The sequence below is a fragment of the Streptomyces albidochromogenes genome, from assembly GCF_005981925.1.
GTDB classification, from domain to species: domain Bacteria; phylum Actinomycetota; class Actinomycetes; order Streptomycetales; family Streptomycetaceae; genus Streptomyces; species Streptomyces albidochromogenes.
The window spans coordinates 1-20,608 of record NZ_VBVX01000022.1 but is presented as its reverse complement, the minus strand read 5'-3'; the positions used below and the strand labels follow the sequence as shown (position 1 = coordinate 20,608).

The 20,608-nt window shown below is 74.3% G+C and carries 19 protein-coding genes; 15 read left to right on the top strand and 4 right to left on the bottom strand.

Annotated elements, in window-relative coordinates; translation table 11 throughout:
• Positions 1 to 2: 2 nt before the first annotated feature.
• From E2E34_RS05200 to E2E34_RS05165, 8 genes are all read left to right on the top strand, one after another.
• Entirely contained in the window at positions 3 to 647 is a 645-nt protein-coding gene (locus E2E34_RS05200; RefSeq protein ID WP_138900732.1) for a spherulation-specific family 4 protein, read from the top strand.
• Complete coding sequence (locus E2E34_RS05195; RefSeq protein ID WP_138900715.1) at positions 644 to 1,429, top strand: endo alpha-1,4 polygalactosaminidase; 786 nt, start codon at positions 644 to 646, stop codon at positions 1,427 to 1,429. The genes E2E34_RS05200 and E2E34_RS05195 overlap by 4 nt, the downstream gene beginning before the upstream one ends.
• A 139-nt stretch (positions 1,430 to 1,568) precedes the next feature.
• Positions 1,569 to 2,345, top strand: a complete 777-nt coding sequence (locus E2E34_RS05190; RefSeq protein ID WP_208765147.1) for a GntR family transcriptional regulator — start codon at positions 1,569 to 1,571, stop codon at positions 2,343 to 2,345.
• Between the two features lie 74 nt (positions 2,346 to 2,419).
• Positions 2,420 to 2,647 carry a 4Fe-4S dicluster domain-containing protein gene (locus tag E2E34_RS05185; protein ID WP_064067780.1) on the top strand — a complete coding sequence of 76 codons (228 nt, stop codon included), beginning with the start codon at positions 2,420 to 2,422 and terminating at the stop codon, positions 2,645 to 2,647.
• Positions 2,648 to 2,660: 13 nt separating this feature from the next.
• A complete protein-coding gene (locus tag E2E34_RS05180; protein WP_138900713.1) occupies positions 2,661 to 4,016 on the top strand; it encodes an ABC transporter substrate-binding protein in 1,356 nt (451 codons plus the stop codon).
• Complete coding sequence (locus E2E34_RS05175; protein WP_138900712.1) at positions 4,013 to 4,903, top strand: ABC transporter permease; 891 nt, start codon at positions 4,013 to 4,015, stop codon at positions 4,901 to 4,903. Before E2E34_RS05180 ends, E2E34_RS05175 begins: the two co-directional genes overlap by 4 nt.
• The gene (locus E2E34_RS05170) at positions 4,900 to 5,667 is read left to right on the top strand and encodes an ABC transporter ATP-binding protein (RefSeq protein ID WP_138900711.1); all 768 of its coding nucleotides are present in this window, start codon (positions 4,900 to 4,902) and stop codon (positions 5,665 to 5,667) included. Before E2E34_RS05175 ends, E2E34_RS05170 begins: the two co-directional genes overlap by 4 nt.
• Before the next feature lie 11 nt (positions 5,668 to 5,678).
• Positions 5,679 to 8,426 carry a fumarate reductase/succinate dehydrogenase flavoprotein subunit gene (locus tag E2E34_RS05165; protein ID WP_138900710.1) on the top strand — a complete coding sequence of 916 codons (2,748 nt, stop codon included), beginning with the start codon at positions 5,679 to 5,681 and terminating at the stop codon, positions 8,424 to 8,426.
• A 47-nt stretch (positions 8,427 to 8,473) separates the two neighbouring features.
• On the opposite strand, the gene E2E34_RS05160 is transcribed toward E2E34_RS05165, so the two are convergent.
• Together E2E34_RS05160 and E2E34_RS05155 are read right to left on the bottom strand one after the other, a co-directional pair.
• On the bottom strand, positions 8,474 to 9,484 hold the full coding sequence (locus tag E2E34_RS05160; RefSeq protein WP_138900709.1) for an isopenicillin N synthase family dioxygenase: 1,011 nt from the start codon (positions 9,482 to 9,484) through the stop codon (positions 8,474 to 8,476).
• A gap of 417 nt (positions 9,485 to 9,901) precedes the next feature.
• Positions 9,902 to 10,705, bottom strand: coding sequence for a LysR family substrate-binding domain-containing protein (locus E2E34_RS05155; protein ID WP_138900708.1), 804 nt, complete (start codon positions 10,703 to 10,705; stop codon positions 9,902 to 9,904).
• Between the two features lie 78 nt (positions 10,706 to 10,783).
• Between E2E34_RS05155 and E2E34_RS05150 the strand changes: the two genes are divergently transcribed.
• The 4 genes from E2E34_RS05150 (at position 10,784) to E2E34_RS05140 (ending at position 13,566) form a co-directional block, all read left to right on the top strand.
• Positions 10,784 to 11,179: a DUF5997 family protein gene (locus E2E34_RS05150; protein WP_138900707.1), complete on the top strand. Its 396-nt coding sequence runs from the start codon at positions 10,784 to 10,786 to the stop codon at positions 11,177 to 11,179.
• Positions 11,180 to 11,336: 157 nt separating this feature from the next.
• Complete coding sequence (locus E2E34_RS36960; protein WP_279637876.1) at positions 11,337 to 11,468, top strand: hypothetical protein; 132 nt, start codon at positions 11,337 to 11,339, stop codon at positions 11,466 to 11,468.
• Between the two features lie 358 nt (positions 11,469 to 11,826).
• A complete protein-coding gene (locus tag E2E34_RS05145; RefSeq protein WP_138900706.1) occupies positions 11,827 to 12,456 on the top strand; it encodes a hypothetical protein in 630 nt (209 codons plus the stop codon).
• Between the two features lie 207 nt (positions 12,457 to 12,663).
• Positions 12,664 to 13,566, top strand: coding sequence for a DMT family transporter (locus E2E34_RS05140; protein WP_138900705.1), 903 nt, complete (start codon positions 12,664 to 12,666; stop codon positions 13,564 to 13,566).
• A 28-nt stretch (positions 13,567 to 13,594) separates the two neighbouring features.
• On the opposite strand, the gene E2E34_RS05135 is transcribed toward E2E34_RS05140, so the two are convergent.
• Positions 13,595 to 14,872 (bottom strand): AI-2E family transporter, encoded by a 1,278-nt coding sequence (locus E2E34_RS05135; RefSeq protein ID WP_138900704.1) that lies wholly within the window; start codon positions 14,870 to 14,872, stop codon positions 13,595 to 13,597.
• A 221-nt stretch (positions 14,873 to 15,093) separates the two neighbouring features.
• On the opposite strand from E2E34_RS05135, the gene dhaK reads away from it, so the two are divergent.
• From dhaK to E2E34_RS05120, 3 genes are all read left to right on the top strand, one after another.
• The gene (dhaK, locus tag E2E34_RS05130; RefSeq protein WP_138900703.1) at positions 15,094 to 16,086 is read left to right on the top strand and encodes a dihydroxyacetone kinase subunit DhaK; all 993 of its coding nucleotides are present in this window, start codon (positions 15,094 to 15,096) and stop codon (positions 16,084 to 16,086) included.
• A 132-nt stretch (positions 16,087 to 16,218) separates the two neighbouring features.
• Complete coding sequence (gene dhaL, locus E2E34_RS05125) at positions 16,219 to 16,797, top strand: dihydroxyacetone kinase subunit DhaL (RefSeq protein ID WP_138900731.1); 579 nt, start codon at positions 16,219 to 16,221, stop codon at positions 16,795 to 16,797.
• Positions 16,794 to 17,204, top strand: coding sequence for a PTS-dependent dihydroxyacetone kinase phosphotransferase subunit DhaM (locus E2E34_RS05120; RefSeq protein ID WP_138900702.1), 411 nt, complete (start codon positions 16,794 to 16,796; stop codon positions 17,202 to 17,204). The genes dhaL and E2E34_RS05120 overlap by 4 nt, the downstream gene beginning before the upstream one ends.
• A 108-nt stretch (positions 17,205 to 17,312) precedes the next feature.
• On the opposite strand, the gene E2E34_RS05115 is transcribed toward E2E34_RS05120, so the two are convergent.
• A partial coding sequence (locus E2E34_RS05115; protein WP_138900701.1) for a phosphodiester glycosidase family protein occupies positions 17,313 to 20,608 on the bottom strand: 3,296 nt, incomplete at its 5' end.

Sequence of the window (20,608 nt, the reverse complement as noted above, 5' to 3'; positions counted from 1 at the left end):
CGATGTACGTGCACCCTGCCGTCGACCCCGGCGCCTGGTGGGCGCTCGTCGAGTCCGCGCCCCTGCTGTACGGCGTGGTGCTCAACGTCGCGGACGGCCCCGGCCACGCGCCGGAGCCGTCCTTCACCGCCGCCGCCCGCGCTCTGCGGGCGGCGGGGGTGCCGCTGCTCGGGTACGTGGACACCGACTACGGCCGGCGGCCGCTGCGTACGGTCGCGGCCGACTTCGACCGGTACCGCGACTGGTACGCCACCGACGGCTTCTTCCTGGACCAGGCCGCCTGCGCGTCCGGGGCGGTGCGCCACTACCGGCGCCTCGCCCGGGCGGCGCGCTCCAGGGGAGGCCGTACGGTCGTCCTCAACCCGGGTGTCCACCCGGCCCCGGGCTACGCGGCGGTCGCCGATCTGCTGGTCACCTTCGAGGGCGACTGGGCCGCGTACTCGGCGGCGCCCGCGGCCCCCGCCTGGACCGCGGCCCACCCGCCGGAACGGTTCTGCCACCTCGTCCACGGCGTGCCGGCCGGACTGTGCGCGCTGGCCGCCCGGACAGCCGCGCTGCGCCGCGCCGCCGTGCACTGCGCGGTGCCGGGTCACGGCCCGAACCCCTGGTCGCTCCTGCCGCCCGTACTGCACCGGAAGGCTTCATGACCCGCGTGCGCCCGCTGTGGCTGCTGTGCCTGCTGGCCCTGCTGGCGGCCTGTTCGTCGCCCGGTCCCGAGCCGTCCCCCGTGCGGCCGTGGCGGCCGGCGGTCGGCACGGCCTGGCAGTGGCAGCTGGACGGGCATGTCGACGGCCGGGTCGACGTGCCCGTCTACGACATCGACGGATTCGAGAACGACGCGCGTACGGTGCGCCGGCTGCACCGCGACGGCCGCAGGGTCATCTGCTACATCAACGCCGGCGCGTGGGAGTCGTTCCGTCCCGACCGGCGGGACTTCCCGGCCGCCGTCCTGGGCCGCGGCAACGGGTGGGGCGGCGAACGCTGGCTCGACATCCGCCGACTGGACGTCCTGCGCCCGCTGATGGCCGAGCGGTTCGACATGTGCCGGGACAAGGGCTTCGACGCGGTCGAGCCGGATCTGATGGACGGCTACCTCAACGACACGGGCTTCCCCCTGACCGCCGCCGACCAGCTCGCGTACAACCGCATGCTCGCCGGCCTCGCGCACGCGCGGGGCATGTCGGTGGGCCTGAAGAACGACCTGCCGCAGATCCCCTCCCTGGTCGGGGACTTCGACTTCGCGGTGAACGAGGAGTGCGCGCAGTACGGCGAATGCGCGGCCCTCACGCCCTTCGTGAAGGCGGGCAAGGCGGTCCTGCACGTCGAGTACGCCGTCGCGGTGGGCGACTTCTGCGCGCGTGCGCGAAAGCTCGGGTTCAGTTCGATGCGCAAGAAGCTGGACCTGGGGGTGTGGCGGCAGCCGTGCTGACGCGACCGGGCCGCCCGGTGTGGCAGATCTTCCGTCGGCCTTGAAGAAACCGCAGGTCACAGCGGGTTCGGTCAGTGCGGTAGGTGGCGCAATACTGCCGCAACACCACGGGGCGCATACGGTCGGTATGGTCCAGCGCATGCCAGCCGAACGCATCCGTGAGCACGCCGCGCCCCCTCTTCAGGCAGCCGCCGCGCGCCGGCGACTGCGCGCGGACCGTGCCCGTCAGCTGGCCGACCTGCTGCGGCACCAGGCGCGCACCACCGGATTCCCCGGCGGTGTCCTGCCTCTGGAGGGCAGGATCGGCGCGGACTACGGCGTGTCCCGCAACACCGTGCGCCAGGCCCTGGACCTGCTGCGTACGGAAGGACTCGTGGAACGTCAGCCGGGCGTGGGGACGGTCCTGGTGGCCGAGAAGTACCCGCACGGCCTCGACCGGCTCCAGGGGCTCGCCGAGACCCTGCGCGAACACGGCGAGGTGACCAACGAGGTGCGTACGGCCGGGCCGGTCTCCGCTCCCGCCCCGGTCGCGCGGCGGCTGGGGCTTCCCGAACACGCCGACGTGCTCTGCGTCGAGCGGCTGCGCAGGCTGGGGGGCCTCCCCCTCTCGCTCGACCTGACCTACATCCCGATGGACATCGGTGCCGGCCTGCTCACCTGCGACCTGGAGCACAACGACGTGTTCCGGCTCATCGAGCGGCTCAGCGGGCAACCGCTCGGCACGGCCGACATCACCCTCGAAGCGGTCAACGCGGACGCGCACTCCGCCGCCGTGCTGGAGGCCCCGCGCGGCGCGGCCGTGCTCATGCTGGAGCGGCTCACGCACCTGCGCGACGGGCGTCCGGTGGACCTCGAGTTCATCCGCTTCCGGGGCGACCGCATCACCATGAGCGGGCTGCTGCACCGCTCCCCCTGACGCCCGTCCCGCGTCGCCTTCTTCTCCTTCTCCCTCTCCTTCTCTGTCCCGCCTCTTCCCTCCTGGAGACAGCCATGCCTCTGGCGCCCCAGCGTGCCGACGTGCCCGTGACCATCGACGAGTCGAAGTGCATCGACGGATGCACGCTCTGCGTGGACATGTGCCCCCTCGACTCGCTCGCGATCAACCCGGACAGCGGCAAGGCGTACATGCACGTCGACGAGTGCTGGTACTGCGGCCCGTGCGCCGCCCGGTGCCCCACCGGCGCCGTCGAGGTCAACATGCCCTACCTGCTCCGCTGAGAGGCCCACCACCATGACACGCACAGCACTTACTGCCGCCGCCCTCGCCACCGCACTGACCGCGACCCTCGCCACGGGGTGCGCCGGCGACGCGAACGCGGGCGGCTCCGACACGGTCACCGTGACCGTCGGCTACCAGTCCAAGACCATCAACACCGTCACCGCCGGCACCCTGCTGCGCGGGCTCGGCTACTTCGAACAGGAGCTGCGCGAGCGCGGGAAGCGCGACGGCGTCACCTACAAGGTCCGCTGGCAGGACTACGCCACCGGGGCGCCGATCACCGCCCAGATGACGGCCGGGAAGGTCGACATCGGATCGATGGGCGACTTCCCCCTCCTGATCAACGCGGCACGCGGCGCCCAGCTGAACCGGCCGACCCGCCTGGTCTCCGTCACCGGCTACAACCTGCGCGGCGGCCTCAACACCGTGGTCACCGCGCCCGGTTCGAAGCTGCGGACCCTGAAGGACCTGCGGGGCAAGAAGGTGTCGACGTCGGTCGGCTCGGCCGCCGACGGCACGCTCGTACGCGCCCTGGAGCGCGCCGGCATCGACCCACGCGAGGGCGTCCGCAAGCTCAACCAGCAGCCGTCGGTGGGCGCTTCCGCGCTGCAGTCCGGCAGCGCGGACGCCCTGTCGCAGTTCGTCGCCTGGCCGGGGCTGCTCGCCTTCCAGGGCCGGGCGAAGGCGCTGTACGACGGCGCCGAGCTGAACCTGCCCACCTTCCACGGCGTGACCGTGCGCGAGGGCTTCGCCAAGGAACGGCCCGCCGTGGTCGAGGCCTTCCTGCGCGCGCAGGTGCGCACCACGGAGCACCTGCGCGAGAAGCCGGTGGCCGCCGCCGAGTCGGTGGCCGCGGCCACCGGGCTGCCCGCCGAGGTCGTCTACCTCTACAACGGTGCCCAGGGCATCGCCACCTTCGCCCCGGCCCTCAAGCCGGCGCTGGTGGACGCCCTGAAGCAGGACGTCCCGGTCCTGAAGTCGGCCGGGCTGGTCGCAGACGTGGACGTGGACACGTTCGTCGACGACCAGTACCTGAAGCGGGTGTACGGCCGCACGTACGCCAAGGCCCTCGCCGACCGGCCGCCGGCCCCGCGCGGCGAGGTGTGGCTGAAGGACGGCACGACCAGGACCTTCGACTCCCCCGCCGCACTGCTGGCCGCCGTGGCCGGCGCGGGTGACTCGGTACGCGCCGCCTACGTCCCCGACACCACGACCGGCACGCCCTGGTTCGCCGACAAGGCGGTCTGGGTGGCCGACGGCTCGAAGCTGCTGCCGTTCGTCACCCCGGCGGCGGCCGGGGCGTACACCGCCGCACGGCCCGGCGCGCGCACCGTCCCGTACGACCGGGCGCTGCGGGAAGCGTCATGACGCGGCGGCACCTGCTGCGGGCGGGGTCCCTCGCCGGCGCCCTCGGCGCGTGGCAGCTGCTCACGGCGTACGACGTGAACATGTGGCTCCGGTTCGAGCAGTTCCCGACGGTGGCGGAGGTGGCGCGCACCTTCGGGCAGCGCGTCGGCGGCGGCACGTACTGGCAGGACCTGGCCGACAGCCTCACCCGCATCGTGTCCGGCTTCGTCCTGGCGGCGGTGGCGGGAGTGGTGGTCGGCACGGCGATCGCCCGCTCCCGGTTCGCCGCCGACGTACTGGGCCCGGTGCTCGAAGTACTGCGTCCCGTACCGGCGATCGCGCTGGTGCCGGTGGCGATCCTGCTCTTTCCCAGCAACGAGCAGGGGATCGTCTTCATCACCTTCACCGCCGCGTTCTTCCCGGTCATGGTCTCCACCCGGCACGCGGTGCGCGCGCTCACCCCGGTCTGGGAGGAGGCGGTGCGCACCATGGGCGGCGGCCGGTGGCGCGTACTCGGCGCGGTGGTGCTGCCCGGGGCCCTGCCGGGCATCCTCGGCGGTCTCTCGGTGGGAATCGGCGTCTCGTGGATCTGCGTGATCTCGGCGGAGATGATCTCCGGCGAGTACGTGGTGGGCTACCGCACCTGGCAGGACTACACGGTCGTGGACTACCCCGGGGTGTTCGTCGGCATGGCGACGATCGGTCTGCTCGGCTGGCTGACCTCGACGACCGTGGAGGTCGTGGGGCGCCGGCTGACCCGCTGGCTGCCGCGGCCGGAGGCCCGGGAGCCGGCGCCGCACCGGCGGCCGGCCCGCCGGGCGCCGCGGTCCGCCTCCGCCCCGCCGGGGGCGGTCGGCGCGGCTCCCGTCGCCTCCGTCGGCCCCGTACGTGAAGGGAGCCCCTCATGACCAGTACCACGACCACCGCGACCACTCCGCGCGCCGCGGCCGCGGGCGCGCGTCTCACCCTGCGCGGCGCGGTGCTCGGCCGGGCGGGAGCAGCCGTGCTCGACGGCGTCGACCTCGACGTCGTGCCCGGGGAGCTCCTGACCGTCGTCGGGCCGTCCGGCTGCGGCAAGTCGACCCTGCTGCGCACGCTCGCCGGGCTGCTGCCCGCGCTCGGCGGCGAGGTCGCGGCGGACGGGCGGCCCGTCACTGGGCCGGGGGGCGGCCGGGCGCTCGTCTTCCAGGAGGACGCGCTCCTGCCCTGGCGGACCGTACGCCGCAACGTCGAACTGCCCCTCGCCGTCCGGGGCATGCCACGCGCCGAGCGGCGGGCCGTCGCCGCTCGGTGGCTGGAGCGGGTGGGGCTGGCGGGGCAGTCGGACACCTATCCGCACCGGATCTCCGGCGGGCAGCGGCAGCGGGTCCAGCTCGCCCGGGCGCTGGCGGGCGAGCCGCGCGCCGTGCTGATGGACGAACCGTTCGGCGCGCTGGACGCCCAGACCCGCGCCGGGATGCAGCAGTTGCTGATCGACGTACTCGACGGCACCGGGGCGACCGTCGTCTTCGTGACCCACGACGTCGACGAGGCGGTCTTCCTCGGCGACCGGATCGCCCTCCTCGGCACCGGCCGCGTCCTCGACGTACCGCACCCCCGCGACCGCGCGCGCCGCACGGACCCCGCCACCGTCGCCCTGCGCCGCGCCGTCCTCGCATCGTTCGACACCTGAGAGGCCACAGCATGGACATCCCCTCCCTCACGGACGCCGAGGAACTCTCCTGCGACGTCCTCGTCATCGGCGGCGGCACCGCCGGAACGATGGCAGCGCTCACCGCCGCCGAGCACGGCGCGAACGTCCTCCTGCTGGAGAAGGCGCACGTCCGCCACTCCGGCGCGCTCGCCATGGGCATGGACGGCGTCAACAACGCCGTCATCCCCGGCCACGCGGAGCCCGACGACTACGTCGCCGAGATCACCCGGGCCAACGACGGCATCGTGGACCAGTCCACCGTCCGGCAGACCGCGACCCGCGGCTACGCGATGGTGCGGCGCCTGGAGTCGTACGGCGTCAAGTTCGAGAAGGACGAGCACGGCGACTACGCGGTCCGCCAGGTGCACCGCTCCGGTTCGTACGTACTGCCCATGCCGGAGGGCAAGGACGTCAAGAAGGTCCTCTACCGGCAGTTGCGCCGCCGCGAGATGCGCGAGCGCATCCGGGTCGAGAACCGGGTCATGCCGGTGCGCGTGCTCACCGGCGACGACGGCCGGGCGGTGGGGGCGGCCGGCTTCAACACCCGGACCGGCGCGTTCGTGACCGTACGGGCCGGGGCGGTGATCCTCGCGACGGGCGCGGCCGGACGGCTCGGTCTGCCCGCCTCCGGTTACCTCTACGGCACGTACGAGAACCCCACCAACGCCGGTGACGGCTACGCCATGGCCTACCACGCGGGCGCCGAGCTCACCGGCATCGAGTGCTTCCAGATCAACCCGCTGATCAAGGACTACAACGGCCCGGCGTGCGCCTACGTCGCCAACCCGTTCGGCGGCTACCAGGTCAACCGGCACGGCGAACGCTTCGTCGACTCGGACTACTGGTCGGGCCGGATGATGGCCGAGTTCCGGGACGAGCTGGCCTCCGACCGGGGGCCGGTCTACCTGAAGCTCAGCCATCTGCCCGAGGAGTCGGTCGCGGCGCTGGAGAACATCCTGCACTCGACCGAGCGCCCCACCCGGGGCACCTTCCACACGGGCCGGGGACACGACTACCGCACCCACGACATCGAGATGCACATCTCCGAGATCGGCCTGTGCGGCGGCCACTCGGCGTCGGGCGTACGGGTCGACGACCACGCCCGCACCACCGTGCCCGGCCTGTACGCCGCCGGGGACCTGGCCTGCGTCCCGCACAACTACATGATCGGCGCGTTCGTCTTCGGCGACCTGGCCGGACAGGACGCCGCAGGGCAGCCGGCGTACACGGGCGGCCTTCCCCCCGAACAGCTGCGGGAGGCACACGAGTTGATCTACCGTCCGCTGCGCAGCCCGGACGGGCCGCCGCAGACGCAGGTCGAGTACAAGCTCCGCAGGTTCGTGAACGACTACGTGGCGCCGCCCAAGTCCGGCGCCCGGCTGTCCCTCGCGGTGGAGCACTTCGAGCGCATGCGGACCGAGATCGCCGGCATGGGCGCGACCACACCGCACGAGCTGATGCGCTGCGCGGAGGTGAGCTTCATCCGGGACTGCGCCGAGATGGCCGCCCGCGCGTCGCTGGCGCGCACGGAGTCCCGCTGGGGCCTGTACCACGAGCGTACGGACCACCCCCGGCAGGACGACCAGGGCTGGTTGCACCATCTGGACCTGCGCAAGTCGGCTTCCGGGACGATGGTGTTCACCGCGCGGCCGGTGGAGCCGTACCTCGTTCCCGTCGACGCCTACGCGCCGGTCGGCGGTCCGTCGCGGTACCTGGGCGAGGTCGCCCTGGAACAGGTGGCGACGGCCGGCCCGCGCGACGCCGCCCCCACCGGCTCGCGCATCGCCGCGCCCGTGCGCACCGAGGACCGGGCGGCGAGCGCGTCGCCGCGCATCGTGGAACTCCTGGCGCTCGCCGACGAGCAGCCGGCCCTGGACGCGCTCGCCCCGTACCTGTCCGACCCCGACCCGGCGGTGCGCCGCGCCGCCGTCGCGACGCTGACGGAGACCACACCGGACGGGACCGGTCCGGCGCTGGCCGGGATTCTGGCCGATTCCGACGCCGGGGTGCGGGCGGCGGCCGCCGGCTCGCTGCGCGAGCTCGTGGAGACGCTGCCTGCGGAACCCCGGCTGCGGGAACCGCTCGTGGCCGCCCTGGGGTCGGGGGACCCGGTGGTGCGGACCGCCGCCTCGGCCGTCCTGCGCGCGCTGCGCCTCGGGGACGCCGCCCTGTTCGCCCCCGGTCTGGGCGACGCCGACGTCGGGGTGCGTATCGAGGCGGTCCACGCCCTGGTGTCGGTCAACGCGGTGGAGGCACTGGCCGCGGCGGCGGACGACGCGGACCGGGAGGTGCGCGTGGTGACCGCGAAGGGTCTGGCGGCGGTGGCGGCGTACGACGGGCCGGGCGACGGGGCCGCGCGCCGCCGCCCGGCCGGGGTGCTGGAGACCCTGACGCGGCTGGCGGGCGACGGTGATCCGCTGGTGCGGGCCGCCGCGTTCGAGGCGCTCGGCTCGACGGGCTGCCCCCCGGCGCTCGCCGGGGCGGCCGCGGCGGCCCTGGCCGACCCGGCCTGGCGGGCCCGCGCCGGGGCGGCGGCGGCCCTGGGCGCGGCGGACGCGGAGGCGGCCGTTCCCGCTCTGGCCAGAGCCCTCGACGATCCGAACGCCGACGTGCGCAAGGCCGCGGTGCTCGCCCTGCTCCGGCACCGGGCCGACGACCTCGCCAGGACAGCCCTCGCGGCGGCCACCGGCGACGCGGACGCCGACGTGCGCGCGTACGCGGCACGCCACCGCGTCTGAACGCGTGCCCGTCGCAGGCGACGGGCACGCCTGCGGCGCACCCCGGGTCAGCCGGCCACCAGTTCGCGGTGGTGGCGGAGTGCGACCTCGGGGTGGGCGCGTATCCAGCCCTTGAGTTCGTTGCGCCCGTACTCGGCGTGCAACGGGTTTGCGGCGTCGTGCGCGATGCCCGGCGCGCGGCGCAGGTAGGGGCCGGGCACGGTGTCGACGACCGCGTCCAGGCGCGGGTTGTAGAAGAACGGCACCGAGTAGCGCTCCACCGCGCCCGGCGGGCTCACGACCCGGTGGTCGGTCGCCGACAGATAGCCCTCGGTCGCGATCTCCAGCAGCTCGCCCAGGTTCACCACGAACGCCCCCGGCAGCGGCGGCACGTCGAGGAACCCGTCGCCCCGGCGCACCTGGAGGCCGCCCACGTCGTCCTGGAGCAGCAGGGTGAGGAAGCCGTAGTCCTTGTGCGCGCCCACGCCCTGGCCGGTTCCGGAGGGAGCGGATCCCGGGTAGCGGATCAGCTTGGTGTGCAGATGGGGGCGGTCCGCGAACGCCTCGTCGAAGAAGTCGGCGGGCGCCCCGACGGCCGTGAGCAGGGCGCGCAGCAGCCGGTGGGCCACCGCCGCCAGCCGCTCCTGCCAGGCCAGCACGGCCGCGCGCAGTTCCGGCAGGGCGGCGGGCCACTGGTTGGGGCCCTCCAGCCAGAGGTACGGCGGGTCCCCCGGGCCGACGGCGATCGCGTCCCGCTCGGCGCCGATGTCGAGCTGGTCGCGCCAGTCGGACCGGCCGCCGGTGAGTTCGTGGCCGATGCGGGTGTAGCCCCTGAAGTGCGGCGAGTTGAGGTTGCTGACCGCCAGCCGGTCGGCCTCGGGCAGGGCGAAGAACGCCTTGGTGAGGGCCAGGACGCGAGCGGTCTCCGCGTCGCTGATGCCGTGCCCGGTGAGATGGAAGAACCCGACGTCGTGGGCCGCGTCGTGCAGTGCGCGAAGGAACGCGGACCGCGTCGCGGGGTCGTCGGCCGAGGACAGATCGATGGCGGGCAGCGCCGGGCCCGCAGGAAGATTGGGCATGGACGGCATGATGGCCTTCCGTTTCTGCTGTGACGAGGCCCTGTTCCCGAAGATGGCGGGATCGCGGGGGTACGGAGGAACCGTCGGCAGGGGTGCGCCGGGTACCGCTGTCCGCGACAGGGCCGGTAGTGAGGTGAGGGCGAAGAGGTCAGTCCTGGGAACGACGGCCAGGACGACAGCCCATGGTCGTGACACGCCCGTAGTCCACATGGCGCCGCATCACGAGAAGAGTCACGCACCGAGCCTAACCCGGCAGGTGGGGCCCGGACCGGAGACGTACGCCACACCGGCGGCCGGAATCCGGGCAGCCGAAAGGCCCGGACCGGGTGGACCGGCCGGGGCCTCGGTGATCGTCAGTACGTCGGGGGCCCCGGTGCCGAGCCCGAGGACACCGGGCGCGCGCTGTTGCCGCGCCTCCTACGACCGGCGGCGGGGCTTGCCGCGCTTGGCACCCTTGGCGGGGCCGGCGGATCCGCCGCGGGAACCCTTACCGGCCGGCTTGCCGCCCGACTTGCCCGCCGGCTTGCCGCCCGCCCTGCCCGCCGCGGGCTTGCGCTTGGCGTCGCGCGCGTCGGGGGTCTTGCGCTTCTTCGGCTCCGCGACGGCCGGGGGCCGCCCGCGGGTGCTGTTGACGGTCCGGCCCCGGACGATCCCGATGAACTGCTCCACCAGATCGGTGGTCGCGTCCTCGGGCCAGGACAGCGCGACGCGCGACTGGGGGGCGTCCGACAGCGGCCGGTAGGTGAGGTCCTTGCGGTGGTGCAGGCGGGCGAGCGACTGCGGGACGACGAGTACGCCGATTCCCGCCGCCACCAGCTCGACGGCGTCCGCCGTCGTCGCCGGGCGCTCGTTCGCGGGCTGGCCCGGCAGCCGCTCCCAGCCGAGGGTGTCGTCGAGGGGATGCAGCACGATGTCGTCGGCGAGGTCCTGGGTGGACACCTCCTCGGCCGCCGTCACGGCGTGGTCCTTGGGGACCACCACGACCGTCGTCTCGGTGTAGAGGGGGATCGCGCTGAGGTCGGTCCGGTCGACCGGAAGCCGTACGAACCCCGCGTCGGCCTCGCCGCGCCGCAGTACGTCGAACGACTCGGCGGCGGAGACGCCCATGAGGGTCAGCGGGACCTCGGGCAGCCTCTCGTTCCAGATCCGCACCCACTTCGTGGGCATCACTCCCGGCACATAGGCGAGGCGGAACGAAGGGGAAGCATCCGAGGCGGTCACCACGCCAGGTTACCGCCACGGTCCGGCCTGCCTCCGACGTGGTCGGAGGCAGCACGCATGCTCGATACCCTTGGCACCATGACGTCGCACAAGAACACCCAGACCATGAAGCCCGCGACCGCGGCGAAGAAGCTGGGTGTGTACCTCGAGGCCACCCCCGCCGAGTTCCAGGAGGGTGTCGTCTCGCGCACCGAACTGAACACCCTGCAGACCGACCCGCCCGAGTGGCTGCAGGAACTGCGACGCAACGGCCCGCACCCCCGGCCCGTGGTCGCGGCGAAGCTCGGCGTCTCCATTGCCGGTCTCGCCCGCGGCGGAGTGACGGAGCCGCTCACGACCGAGCAGATCGACGCGCTGAAGGCGCAGTCGCCCGAGTGGCTGGAGCAGGAGCGCGCGAACCTGGCCGAGGTCCGCAAGGAAGCCGTCCGTATCAAGGAGAAGAACGCGCAGCGGTCCGACCAGGCGCGTCCCTGACCGACGCCGTACGGCGGCACGGCCCGCCCCGGCGCCCGCTCCCGCCTCAGCCGTGACCGGACCGGGCCTTCGCCCGCGCCGGTCGCCGGACCTTTCCGCGCACCGCCTCCGCCCGGCGGTGTCCGCGCCTCCACTGCCCGCACCGAGAATCCGACATATGGTGCGTATTGCCGATCTGGTGGCTCAGGAGGAAAGCATGTCGGAACTCATCGTCAGCGGTTACGACGACCGTCCAGCAGCGGACGAGGCATGCGATTGCGGTTCGGCCGCAGCGGAACAGCCGCACTAGGGGGCGGTGCGGCGGGCTGAACCGCACGGGGCCTCGGCAACGAACCTGAGGCGGATACGCCGTCGCGATGCCGCCGCCGGCGGCCCCGGTGCCCAAGCCGTCCGCCCACCGGGGCCGCTCCCCGGTCTCCCCCGCCGTCGGCGTCCGCCGAGCGCCGGCCCGAGTCCGGCGGCGACGCGGGACCGGGCGCACCCCACGGCCGGCCGCCCCGCGCCGCGCCCGCCCAGGACCGCCCCGAGGCCGGACGGCGTGGGCACAGGAGCCACCGGCTCCCCTCCGTACACCCGAACACCTCTTGCACCAGTCGGCCGGGCTCGCCGGCCCAGTGATCGGACACTCCGACGGAAGGAAGAGCCCCATGCCCCCGTACACGCAGGACCGGTCGGGCAGGCGACGGCTTGCCGCAGTCACCCTGCTGCTGGTCACCGCCGCGTCCGCGATGACCACCCTCACCTCGTGCGGCACCGACGACGACGGCGACGGCGCGCGGAGTACGTCGTTCACCCCGCGCCCCACGCCGCCCGACACGTCCTCCTTCTCGGGCACCCCGCCGTCCGCGCCGGCCTCCGCGGACGCCTCGGTCCGCGCCTCGGCGTCCGCCGCGGCGTCGTCCGCGTCGGCCGCCGCCTCCTCCTTCGAGGCATCCGTCTCCGCCGAGACGGCCCGCGCCAACGCGGCGGCCACCGCCGAGCTGAAGAAGGTGCCGGGCGGCGGCAACGCGCGGTCCGACGTCTCACTGACCGGTAAACCGAGGGCTCAGACCGGCGGCGTTCTCGCCGTCGTCGTCAACATCACCAACCGCACCGACGGGCAGGCGTCGTACGCCGTCCAGGTCGACTTCGCGGACCCGTCCGGCAAGGTGGTGGAGAGCAGGATCGTCGGCGCGCAGGATCTCGACCCGGGCGAGAAGGTGCAGCCGCTCGCCATCAGCCGCAAGCCCGCCGAACCGGTCCTGACCCCCCGCGTCGCCAAGGCCCAGAGGTACTGAGCACCGGGCGGGCGCAGGCCGCGCGGCCTGCTGCCGCCCGGGCCCCGCCCCTCGGCCTCCGTGATGGTCGCGACACCGGACGTCGCAGGCGCACCCAAGGCGAGCCGCGGCGCCGAAGGACGACGCGGCAGGGACAATACGGCAGAAAAGGGGCCGCCATCGTCGGTCCGGACCGCGACGACAACGCACTGCCGGAGGCCGATCACGGTGGACAACCTGCTGCTGCCCGTTCTCTTCGCGCTCGGCGCGGCGCTCAGCAACGCCCTCGCGACCGTGCTCCAGCGCAAAGCGGCGCTGAGCGTACCCCGCTCCGACGGCCTGCGTGCGGGGCTGATGCTCGATCTGGTGCGCAGGCCCGTCTGGCTGGCCGGCATCCTCGCCGTCGTCGCCGCGGCGGTATGCCAGGCGGTGGCCCTGGCGACAGGGCCGCTGACGATCGTTCAGCCGCTGTTCGTCCTCGAACTGCCGCTGGCCCTGATCATCGCGTCGCTCCTGCTGAAACGGCACCTGCCCGCGCGCGGCTGGGTGGCCGTGTCCGCCGTGGTGGCGGGACTCGGCATCGCGCTGTTCGCCGCGTCCCCGTCCGGCAACCGCACCCATGTACCGCTGGACCGGTGGGTTCTCGCGCTCGCCCTCTGCCTGGGCATCGTCGTCGTGCTCGTCCTGACGGCCGTCCGCCGCCCGGAGGGCGGGGCCCGAGCCGCCTGCTTCGGGGCGGCCACCGCCATCGCGTACGCGCTCACCGCGGCGCTCATGAAGGCCTCCATGCACATCCTTGACGACGGTGGCATCACGGCCTTCCTGACGGCCTGGCAGACCTACGCCTTCGCGGTGGTGGGCGCCGGGGCGCTGTTCCTGCTGGAGCACGCCATGCAGGCCGGTCCGCTGGTCGCCTCCCAGCCCGCGCTGACGCTGGGCGACGCCGGCGTGAGCCTGGCCCTCGGTATCACGCTGTACGAGGAGCACGTGCGCTCCGGCTGGTGGCTGCTGCCCGAGGTCCTCGGCATCGCCCTCGTCGCGGTCGGCGTGTTCATGCTGTCCCGGCTGCCGATCGCCCGCTCCGTCGTGGCTCCCGACAGCGAGTCGCAGGCCGGCGCGAGCGTGCCCTGAGCGGGCGACTCGGGGTCCGCGGCTCCCCCTAGGGCCCCGTACGCCGCCCGCCCGCCGGTTCGCCGTGCCGTGCGGCGGCCGGCGGGGCGCCGGGCGGATCGGAGACGGCGCTGCGGCGCAGCGCCTGGCGGACCGACCACAGGCCGGCCACCAGCGGTACGGCCGTCACCGCCCCGAGCACACCGGCCGCGACGGCGCCGCCGACCACCGCGAGCGCCACGACGACCGGGTGCAGCCGTACGGCCCAGCTCATCACGACCGGATGCAGCACGTGCCCCTCGATCTGCCCGATGATCACGATGAGCGCGACGACCAGAGCGGCGATCAGGGGGCCCTTCGTCGCCAGGGCCACGACGGCGGCCACCCCGAGGGCGATGGGTGAGCCGATGAGGGGAATGAACGCGGCGAGGAACTCCAGGAGGGCCAGCGGCAGCGCGAGGGGGACCCCGAGGGCGAACAGGGCCACACCCACCAGGACCGCGTTGGTCACGGCCACCAGCAGGATGCCGTGGGTGTACCCGGTGAAGGTCCGCCACGCCGCCCGCCCGCCGACCGTCACCCGCTCGCGGGCGGCCGGCGGGAGCTGGTCGCGGAACCAGGCCCACTGCCGGTCGCCGGAGTGGATGAAGAAGACCGAGCAGAACAGTGCGAGGGCCAGCACCGTCAGGACTTCGACCAGCCGGTCGGCGCCGCTGAGCGCCGTGCTGATGACGGTGGAGCGGTGGCTCGACAAGAACTTGCCGATGCGGGACTGGACATCGGTGAGCGCTTCCGGGTTGAGCCGGAAGGGCGGCTCCTCCAGCCAGCGCTCGATCCTGTCGATGCCCGCCTCGAACTCACGCGTAAGCCCGGCGCGCTCCCCCGCCACCGTCTCGCCGACGAGGGCCAGTACACCGAGGACGAGAACGATGCTGCCGATCAGGCACAGCGCGACGGCCAACGGGCGCGGGAGGAAGCGGGCCAGCAGGTCGGCCACCGGCCGCAGTACGGCCGTTACCACCATGCCGAGGAAGACCGCCACCGCGATGTTGTGGAACTGGCCCAGCAGGGCGAAGACGGCGTAGACGACGACGCCGACCACCACGAGGCGCCACGCGTACGCGGCGGCGGTCCGCAGTCCGGCGGGGACGCGCGGCTCGTCTCCCGGACGGCGGCCGCCCCGAGCGCGCGCCGCGGCCCGTCGGAGTCCGGCCGGGGGCCGGGACGGGCCGCCGGGCGCGGGGGACGAGGCCGTACGCGCCCGGTTCCGGCGTCCGGCGGTCGGCGGGCGCGGTCTCGGGTGCTCGGGATCCGAAGGCGTGGACATCCACCTGCACGTACCACGGGGCGCACGCCCCGCCACGCGGCCGGCACCGAATTCCCCCGAAGGCACGCGCGGCCGTCCCGCGGAACGCGTCCGGCCGTACCGCGCACGACACCCGCCGCTCTGACGGCCGGTCACTAGAGTCGGGTGCGGGCCGGTGTCGTTCCCGCCGGCCCCCGCCCGTCGGTCAGGGGCGCAGTCGCCCGTGTTCCCAGGAGGTACCCATGAGGATGCTCATCAACGTGGCCGAGACGGTCGTCGCCGACGCGTTGCGCGGGATGGCCGCCGCGCATCCGCGGCTGACGGTCGACGTGGAGAACCGTGTCGTCGTACGGTCCGACGCGCCCGTGCCGGGCCGGGTGGGCCTCGTGTCGGGTGGCGGCAGTGGGCACGAGCCGCTGCACGGCGGGTTCGTCGGGCCCGGGATGCTGTCCGCCGCGTGCCCGGGGGAAGTCTTCACGTCGCCCGTGCCCGACCAGATGGTGCGGGCCGCGGCGGCGGTCGACAGTGGGCAGGGGGTCCTCTTCGTCGTCAAGAACTACACCGGCGACGTGCTCAACTTCGACATGGCGGCCGAGCTCGCCGAGGACGAGGGCATCCAGGTCGCCAAGGTCGTCGTCGACGACGACGTGGCCGTGTCCGACAGCACCTTCACGGCGGGCCGGCGCGGCACGGGTGCGACGCTGTTCGTCGAGAAGATCGCGGGCGCCGCCGCCGAGGAGGGCGCGCCGCTGGAGCGGGTCGAGGCGATCGCGCGGCAGGTGAACGCGTCGTCCCGGAGCTTCGGGGTCGCGCTCAGTGCCGTCACCACACCCGCGAAGGGTACGCCGACGTTCGATCTTCCGCCCGGTGAGCTGGAGTTGGGCATCGGCATTCACGGTGAGCCGGGCCGGGAGCGGCGGCCGATGATGACCTCCGGCGAGATCGCGGACTTCGCGGTCGACGCGGTGCTGGAGGACCTGCGGCCGACGCGGCCCGTCCTCGCCCTCGTCAACGGCATGGGCGCCACCCCGCTGCTGGAGCTGTACGGCTTCAACGCCGAGGTGCAGCGCGTCCTGTCCGCGCGGGGCGTCGCGGTGGCCCGTACGCTCGTCGGCAACTACGTCACCTCGCTGGACATGGCGGGCTGTTCGGTGACGCTCTGCCAGGTGGACGAGGAGCTGCTGCGCCTGTGGGACGCGCCGGTCGAGACCCCCGCGCTCCGCTGGGGACGTTGAGACGGCCCCGCGGTCCGTCCGCCGTACGCCCTCAGTCCTCTCAGTCCTCAGTCCTCAGTCCTCAGTCCTCAACACGACCGTGTGTCAGGAGACCTCGTGCTTGTACTCGACGCCGCGTTCTTCCGCCGGTGGATGGCGGCCATGGCGGCCGCCGTCGACCGTGAGGCCGCCTGCCTCACCGAGCTGGACTCGGCCATCGGCGACGCCGATCACGGCAGCAACCTGCAACGCGGCTTCGCGGCCGTCGCCGCCGCGCTGGACAAGGAGCCGCCCGCCACCCCCGGCGCGGTGCTGGCGCTCGCGGGACGGCAGCTGATCTCGACCGTGGGCGGGGCGTCCGGTCCGCTGTACGGGACACTGTTGCGGCGTACGGGCAAGGCGCTCGGCGACGACGCCGAGGTGACGCCCGGGCGGCTGGCCGCGGCGCTGGGCGCGGGGGTGGACGCGGTGGCGCAGCTCGGCGGGGCCAAGGCCGGGGACAAGACGATGCTGGACGCGCTGATCCCGGCGGTGCGCGCGCTCGGCGAGTCGTCGTTCGGCGCGGCGCGGAGCGCGGCCGACGAGGGGGCGGTCGCGACCGTGCCGATGCAGGCGCGCAAGGGCAGGGCGAGCTACCTGGGCGAACGGAGCATCGGGCACCAGGACCCGGGGGCGACGTCGTCGGCGCTCCTGATCGGCACGCTCGCCGACACGGCGGAGGCGGACGCGTGAGCGCCGGACCGCTCGTGGGGGTCGTGCTCGTCTCGCACAGCGCGTCGGTCGCCTCAGCCGTCGCCGAGCTGGCGAAGGGCCTCGCCGGCGGCCAGGAGACCGCGCGGGTGGCCGCCGCGGGCGGCGCGCCCGACGGCGGGCTCGGCACCAGTGCGGACCTCATCGCCGAGGCGGCCCGGAGCGTCGACGCGGGGGCGGGAGTGGCCGTACTGGTCGACCTCGGCAGTGCCGTGCTGACGGTGAAGGCGATGCTGGCCGAGGGGGACGAACTGCCGCCCGGGGCGCGGCTGGTGGACGCGCCGTTCGTGGAGGGGGCCGTCGCGGCGGTGGTCACCGCGTCGGCGGGCGCGGACCTGGACGCGGTGCGGGCGGCGGCCGAGGAGGCGTACGACTACCGCAAGGTGTGACCGGGCCGGGCCGGGCAGGCGGGCCGGGGCCCCGGGCGTGGTGCGGGCCCCCGGCCCGTCGCCCCGGGCCCCTGGGCGTGGTGCGGGGCCCCGGCGCGCCGCCCCGGCTCACCGGGGAGGTGCGGCTGCCGCTTCGTGCGAGGCGGGGCCGGCCGGTTCTGCGGCGACGCGCACCTCGGCGCGCCGGGTGGCGCCGTTGACCGTCACCGCGAGCGTGAGCGTGCCGGGTCGCAGCGCCGTCAGGATTCCCGTCGCCGGGTCGAAGGCCGCCATGTGCCGCGGCCGCGCGTCCTGCGCCGAGCCGATGTGGAGGTTCGGGGAGCCTGTCCAGTCCGCGCTCAGCGGGAAGGCGACCGGCACCCGGCGCGCGCCCTGGGTGACGGTGGCCCTCACCGCCGCGTCCCGGCCCGGCGGCAGAGCCGAGGGGGCGTCCAGTGCCAGGGCGTCCACATGGGCGCGGGTCTGGACCGACACCCAGTCCGGTCCGCCCTCCCAGGGGCGCCGGCGGGCCGCCGCCTGCTGGCTCCGAGAGACCGGGTCGACGCCCACCAGCGACCAGCCGGTGAAGCCGCCCTCGTGCGCGGGGCCGGCCGGGGTCTTCCCGGTGTTGCCGTTGACGAGGTAGGGCACCCCGTCGACGCGGTCGGCGTGGAACACCCCGACATGGCTGCCGATCAGGCCCGCTCCCTTGCCGCTCGTACGGCGGAACCCTGCCAGCCAGTCCTCGATCAGCGCGGCCTCCTTGCGGTCTCCCAGCTGACTGCCCTTCTGCGCCGTGGGGTCGCGCGGCGGGACGTGTTCGACGAGCATGACGGAGCCGACGCGGTCGTCGCGGGACGCGGCGTCGAGCTGTGCGCGCAGGTTCTTGATCTGCGCGAAGCCGCCGCCGCGCAGGCTGAGGCTCGATGTGTCGAGGGTGATGAAGCGGGTGCCCTCGTGGTCGAACGTACGGTGGGCGGGTCCGAACTCGGCGACGAAGTGGTCGATCTTGCCGCCCATGACCTCGTGGTTTCCCGGTACGTAGTACCAGGGCAGGACGTCGCCGAGTTCCTCCGTCAGGACGCGGCGGGCGAAGGCGAGGTCGGCCGGTGAGCCCTCGTCGACGAGGTCGCCGTTGACGACCAGGAAGTCCGGCTTCGCCGCCCTGATCTCGCGCAGGGTGCGGCGCGTCTGCGCCACGATCGCGCTGTCGGGGTCGCGGGCCACGAACTGCGCGTCGGACATCACCGCGAACCGCCAGTCCCTGCGCTCCGTCACGGCGGCCGGGTCGACGAGCGGATCGACGGGCGCCGGCCGTTCGGGCAGGTCGACGGAGGGCGGAACCTGGGCGGTCAGGGTGTCGATGACGATTTCGCCGGTGTACTGCTTGGCGGCCGCCGTCTCCGCCAGGTAGAAGCGGTGGACCGCCAGCGGCGCCGCCGCGCCCGGCGGTACGGCGAAGATGACCTTCCGCCAGCCGGTCCAGGTGAGGTAGGGGCCGCGCAGGAGCTGGTCGGAGCCGGCCGCGTCCTTCAGGTGCAGGGTGGGCCAGGCGCCCTTGCCGTCGCCCTTGACCCAGAGGGTGAAGGACTGGGGCCGGCCGGCGACGGGGACCGGCGGCCGGGGCGGGCTGGCGTAGGCGGCGCGGGTCGCGGTCGACCGTGTGAAGTCGTAGCTGAGCTTCAGGCCGGTGCCGGTGTGGCCGTCGGGGGTCGCCGCGACCGAGCCGCCGGCCCGGGCCTGGGCGAAGGTCCAGGACGCCGCGTCGTCCAGCGAGGACACCGCCTGTTCGGTGAGCCCGACGCTGACGGCGAGCGTGGTGACGGCGCCGCCCACGGTGGCCGTGATGCGCCCGGCCCCGCCGTCCGCGCGGGCGGCGACGGTGAAGCCGCCCCGCCCGTCGTCGCGCACCTCGAAGAGCGCGCGGTCGTAGTCCAGCCGCACGTCGCGCGGTTCGACGGGGGCGCTGGCGCCGTGGGCGTCGTACCCGACGATGCCGAACGTGCCGCTCGCCGCCGCGTCCGCGAGACCGACGCGGCGGGTGGTCGGTTCGATGCGGGCGAGGTCGTCCAGGACGGTCATCCGCAGGTGGCCGTCGGCGGGGCCGCGGTGCGCGCGCACCTGTGTGGCGCCGCCGCGGCGGGCGGTGAACAGCCCGTCGCCGTCGACCCGGCCCACGGACGGGCGGGAGCTGTGCCAGCGCGGGTCGCCCCGCGCCGGGCCGTACGTCTCGTCGTGTCCGGCGGCGGTGAGCTGCCGGGTGAGCCCGGGGAAGACCCGTTCGGGGTGGCCGCCGGCGACGGGGTCGGCGGTCGGCGCGCCGTCGGCGGGCGTACGCGTGGCGACCCAGTAGCCGCGCAGGTGTCCGCTGCCGTCGGGGGCGGTGAGGGCGAGGCCGTTGGGCACGGTCCGTTCGCTGCCGTCGGACGGGCTGTTCTCCACCCGCAGGGTGTCGCTGCCCGGTGCGCGGGCGAGCAGGGTCGAGGAGCCGCCGCCGTCGAGGTTCAGCGCGCTGTGCGATCCGGCGCGCTTCATCATCACGGCGAGTTCGGTGAGCGTGACGCCGCCGCTGTCGGCCTGGCGGCCGTCGACGGTGATCACCTGCATGCGGCTGCCGTCCCGGGAGAAGCCGACGGCGGTGCGCGGTGCGGCGGCGTTGTTGCCCTGGCCGTCGTGGTTCCGCGGCACGCCGTCCACGACGAGCAGTTCGCGCCCGCCGACCGCGGTGCGCGGCACGGGTCCGCCGTCGGTGCGCGCGTCGTACTCCAGCGCCACCGGATCGCCGGGTCTCAGACTGCGCAGGGCCGCCGCCCCGGCCTCCCTGCCGACGAGGACCGTGGTGCCCTCGGGGATCGGACCGGTGCCGGGCCGGTCGTCGACGGCGACGACCTTTCCGTCCCGTACGGTCGCCTCGGCCACGGGGCTCGCGGCGTCGACGGTCAGGGCGCGGTCGGCCGCGCCCCAGCCGGAGGTGTACGCCCCCACTCCCCCGGCCGGCACGTTGGCCGCGTTGTACGCCTGTAGGGGGTGCGTACCGGTGGGGAGGGTGAGTGTGCCGTCGAAGTACAGCTGGAGCACGCGGCCGGCGCCGCCGGGGCCGATGCCGACGGCGCGGTGGACGCCGGGGGCCGGGGAGTGGACGGGCTCGCCGTCCTTGACTCCGGGTCCCTGGGGGGCGCCGGTCTCGTTGATGTCGAAGAAGTCGGCGTTGAAGGCGGCGACGGTACGGCGGCCCGCCCCCGGGTCGTGCGCGGCGGCGAGCGCGGACACCGGGCGGCGGTCGGAGACCCTTCCCGAGTGGAGGTAGTCGGCCTGTACGGCGCTGCCGCCGAGGTCGACGGAGAGGGCGTCCACGCGAAGCCACTTGTCGGATTCGAGGCGGTCGTACGAGGTGAGGCGGACGCCGGGGGCGACCGGGCGGGTGT

Bases quoted from the DNA above. Each gene is read 5' to 3' on its own strand.
- E2E34_RS05170 (WP_138900711.1), top strand. From the start codon at position 4,900: ATGACCAGTACCACGACCACCGCGACCACTCCGCGCGCCGCGGCCGCG.
- E2E34_RS05145 (WP_138900706.1), top strand. From the start codon at position 11,827: ATGCCCCCGTACACGCAGGACCGGTCGGGCAGGCGACGGCTTGCCGCA.
- E2E34_RS05190 (WP_208765147.1), top strand. From the start codon at position 1,569: ATGCCAGCCGAACGCATCCGTGAGCACGCCGCGCCCCCTCTTCAGGCA.
- E2E34_RS05180 (WP_138900713.1), top strand. From the start codon at position 2,661: ATGACACGCACAGCACTTACTGCCGCCGCCCTCGCCACCGCACTGACC.
- E2E34_RS05195 (WP_138900715.1), top strand. From the start codon at position 644: ATGACCCGCGTGCGCCCGCTGTGGCTGCTGTGCCTGCTGGCCCTGCTG.
- dhaL (WP_138900731.1), top strand. From the start codon at position 16,219: ATGGCGGCCATGGCGGCCGCCGTCGACCGTGAGGCCGCCTGCCTCACC.
- E2E34_RS05150 (WP_138900707.1), top strand. From the start codon at position 10,784: ATGACGTCGCACAAGAACACCCAGACCATGAAGCCCGCGACCGCGGCG.
- E2E34_RS36960 (WP_279637876.1), top strand. From the start codon at position 11,337: ATGGTGCGTATTGCCGATCTGGTGGCTCAGGAGGAAAGCATGTCGGAA.
- E2E34_RS05160 (WP_138900709.1), bottom strand. From the start codon at position 9,484: ATGCCCAATCTTCCTGCGGGCCCGGCGCTGCCCGCCATCGATCTGTCC.
- E2E34_RS05185 (WP_064067780.1), top strand. From the start codon at position 2,420: ATGCCTCTGGCGCCCCAGCGTGCCGACGTGCCCGTGACCATCGACGAG.
- dhaK (WP_138900703.1), top strand. From the start codon at position 15,094: ATGAGGATGCTCATCAACGTGGCCGAGACGGTCGTCGCCGACGCGTTG.
- E2E34_RS05175 (WP_138900712.1), top strand. From the start codon at position 4,013: ATGACGCGGCGGCACCTGCTGCGGGCGGGGTCCCTCGCCGGCGCCCTC.
- E2E34_RS05200 (WP_138900732.1), top strand. From the start codon at position 3: ATGTACGTGCACCCTGCCGTCGACCCCGGCGCCTGGTGGGCGCTCGTC.
- E2E34_RS05135 (WP_138900704.1), bottom strand. From the start codon at position 14,872: ATGTCCACGCCTTCGGATCCCGAGCACCCGAGACCGCGCCCGCCGACC.
- E2E34_RS05165 (WP_138900710.1), top strand. From the start codon at position 5,679: ATGGACATCCCCTCCCTCACGGACGCCGAGGAACTCTCCTGCGACGTC.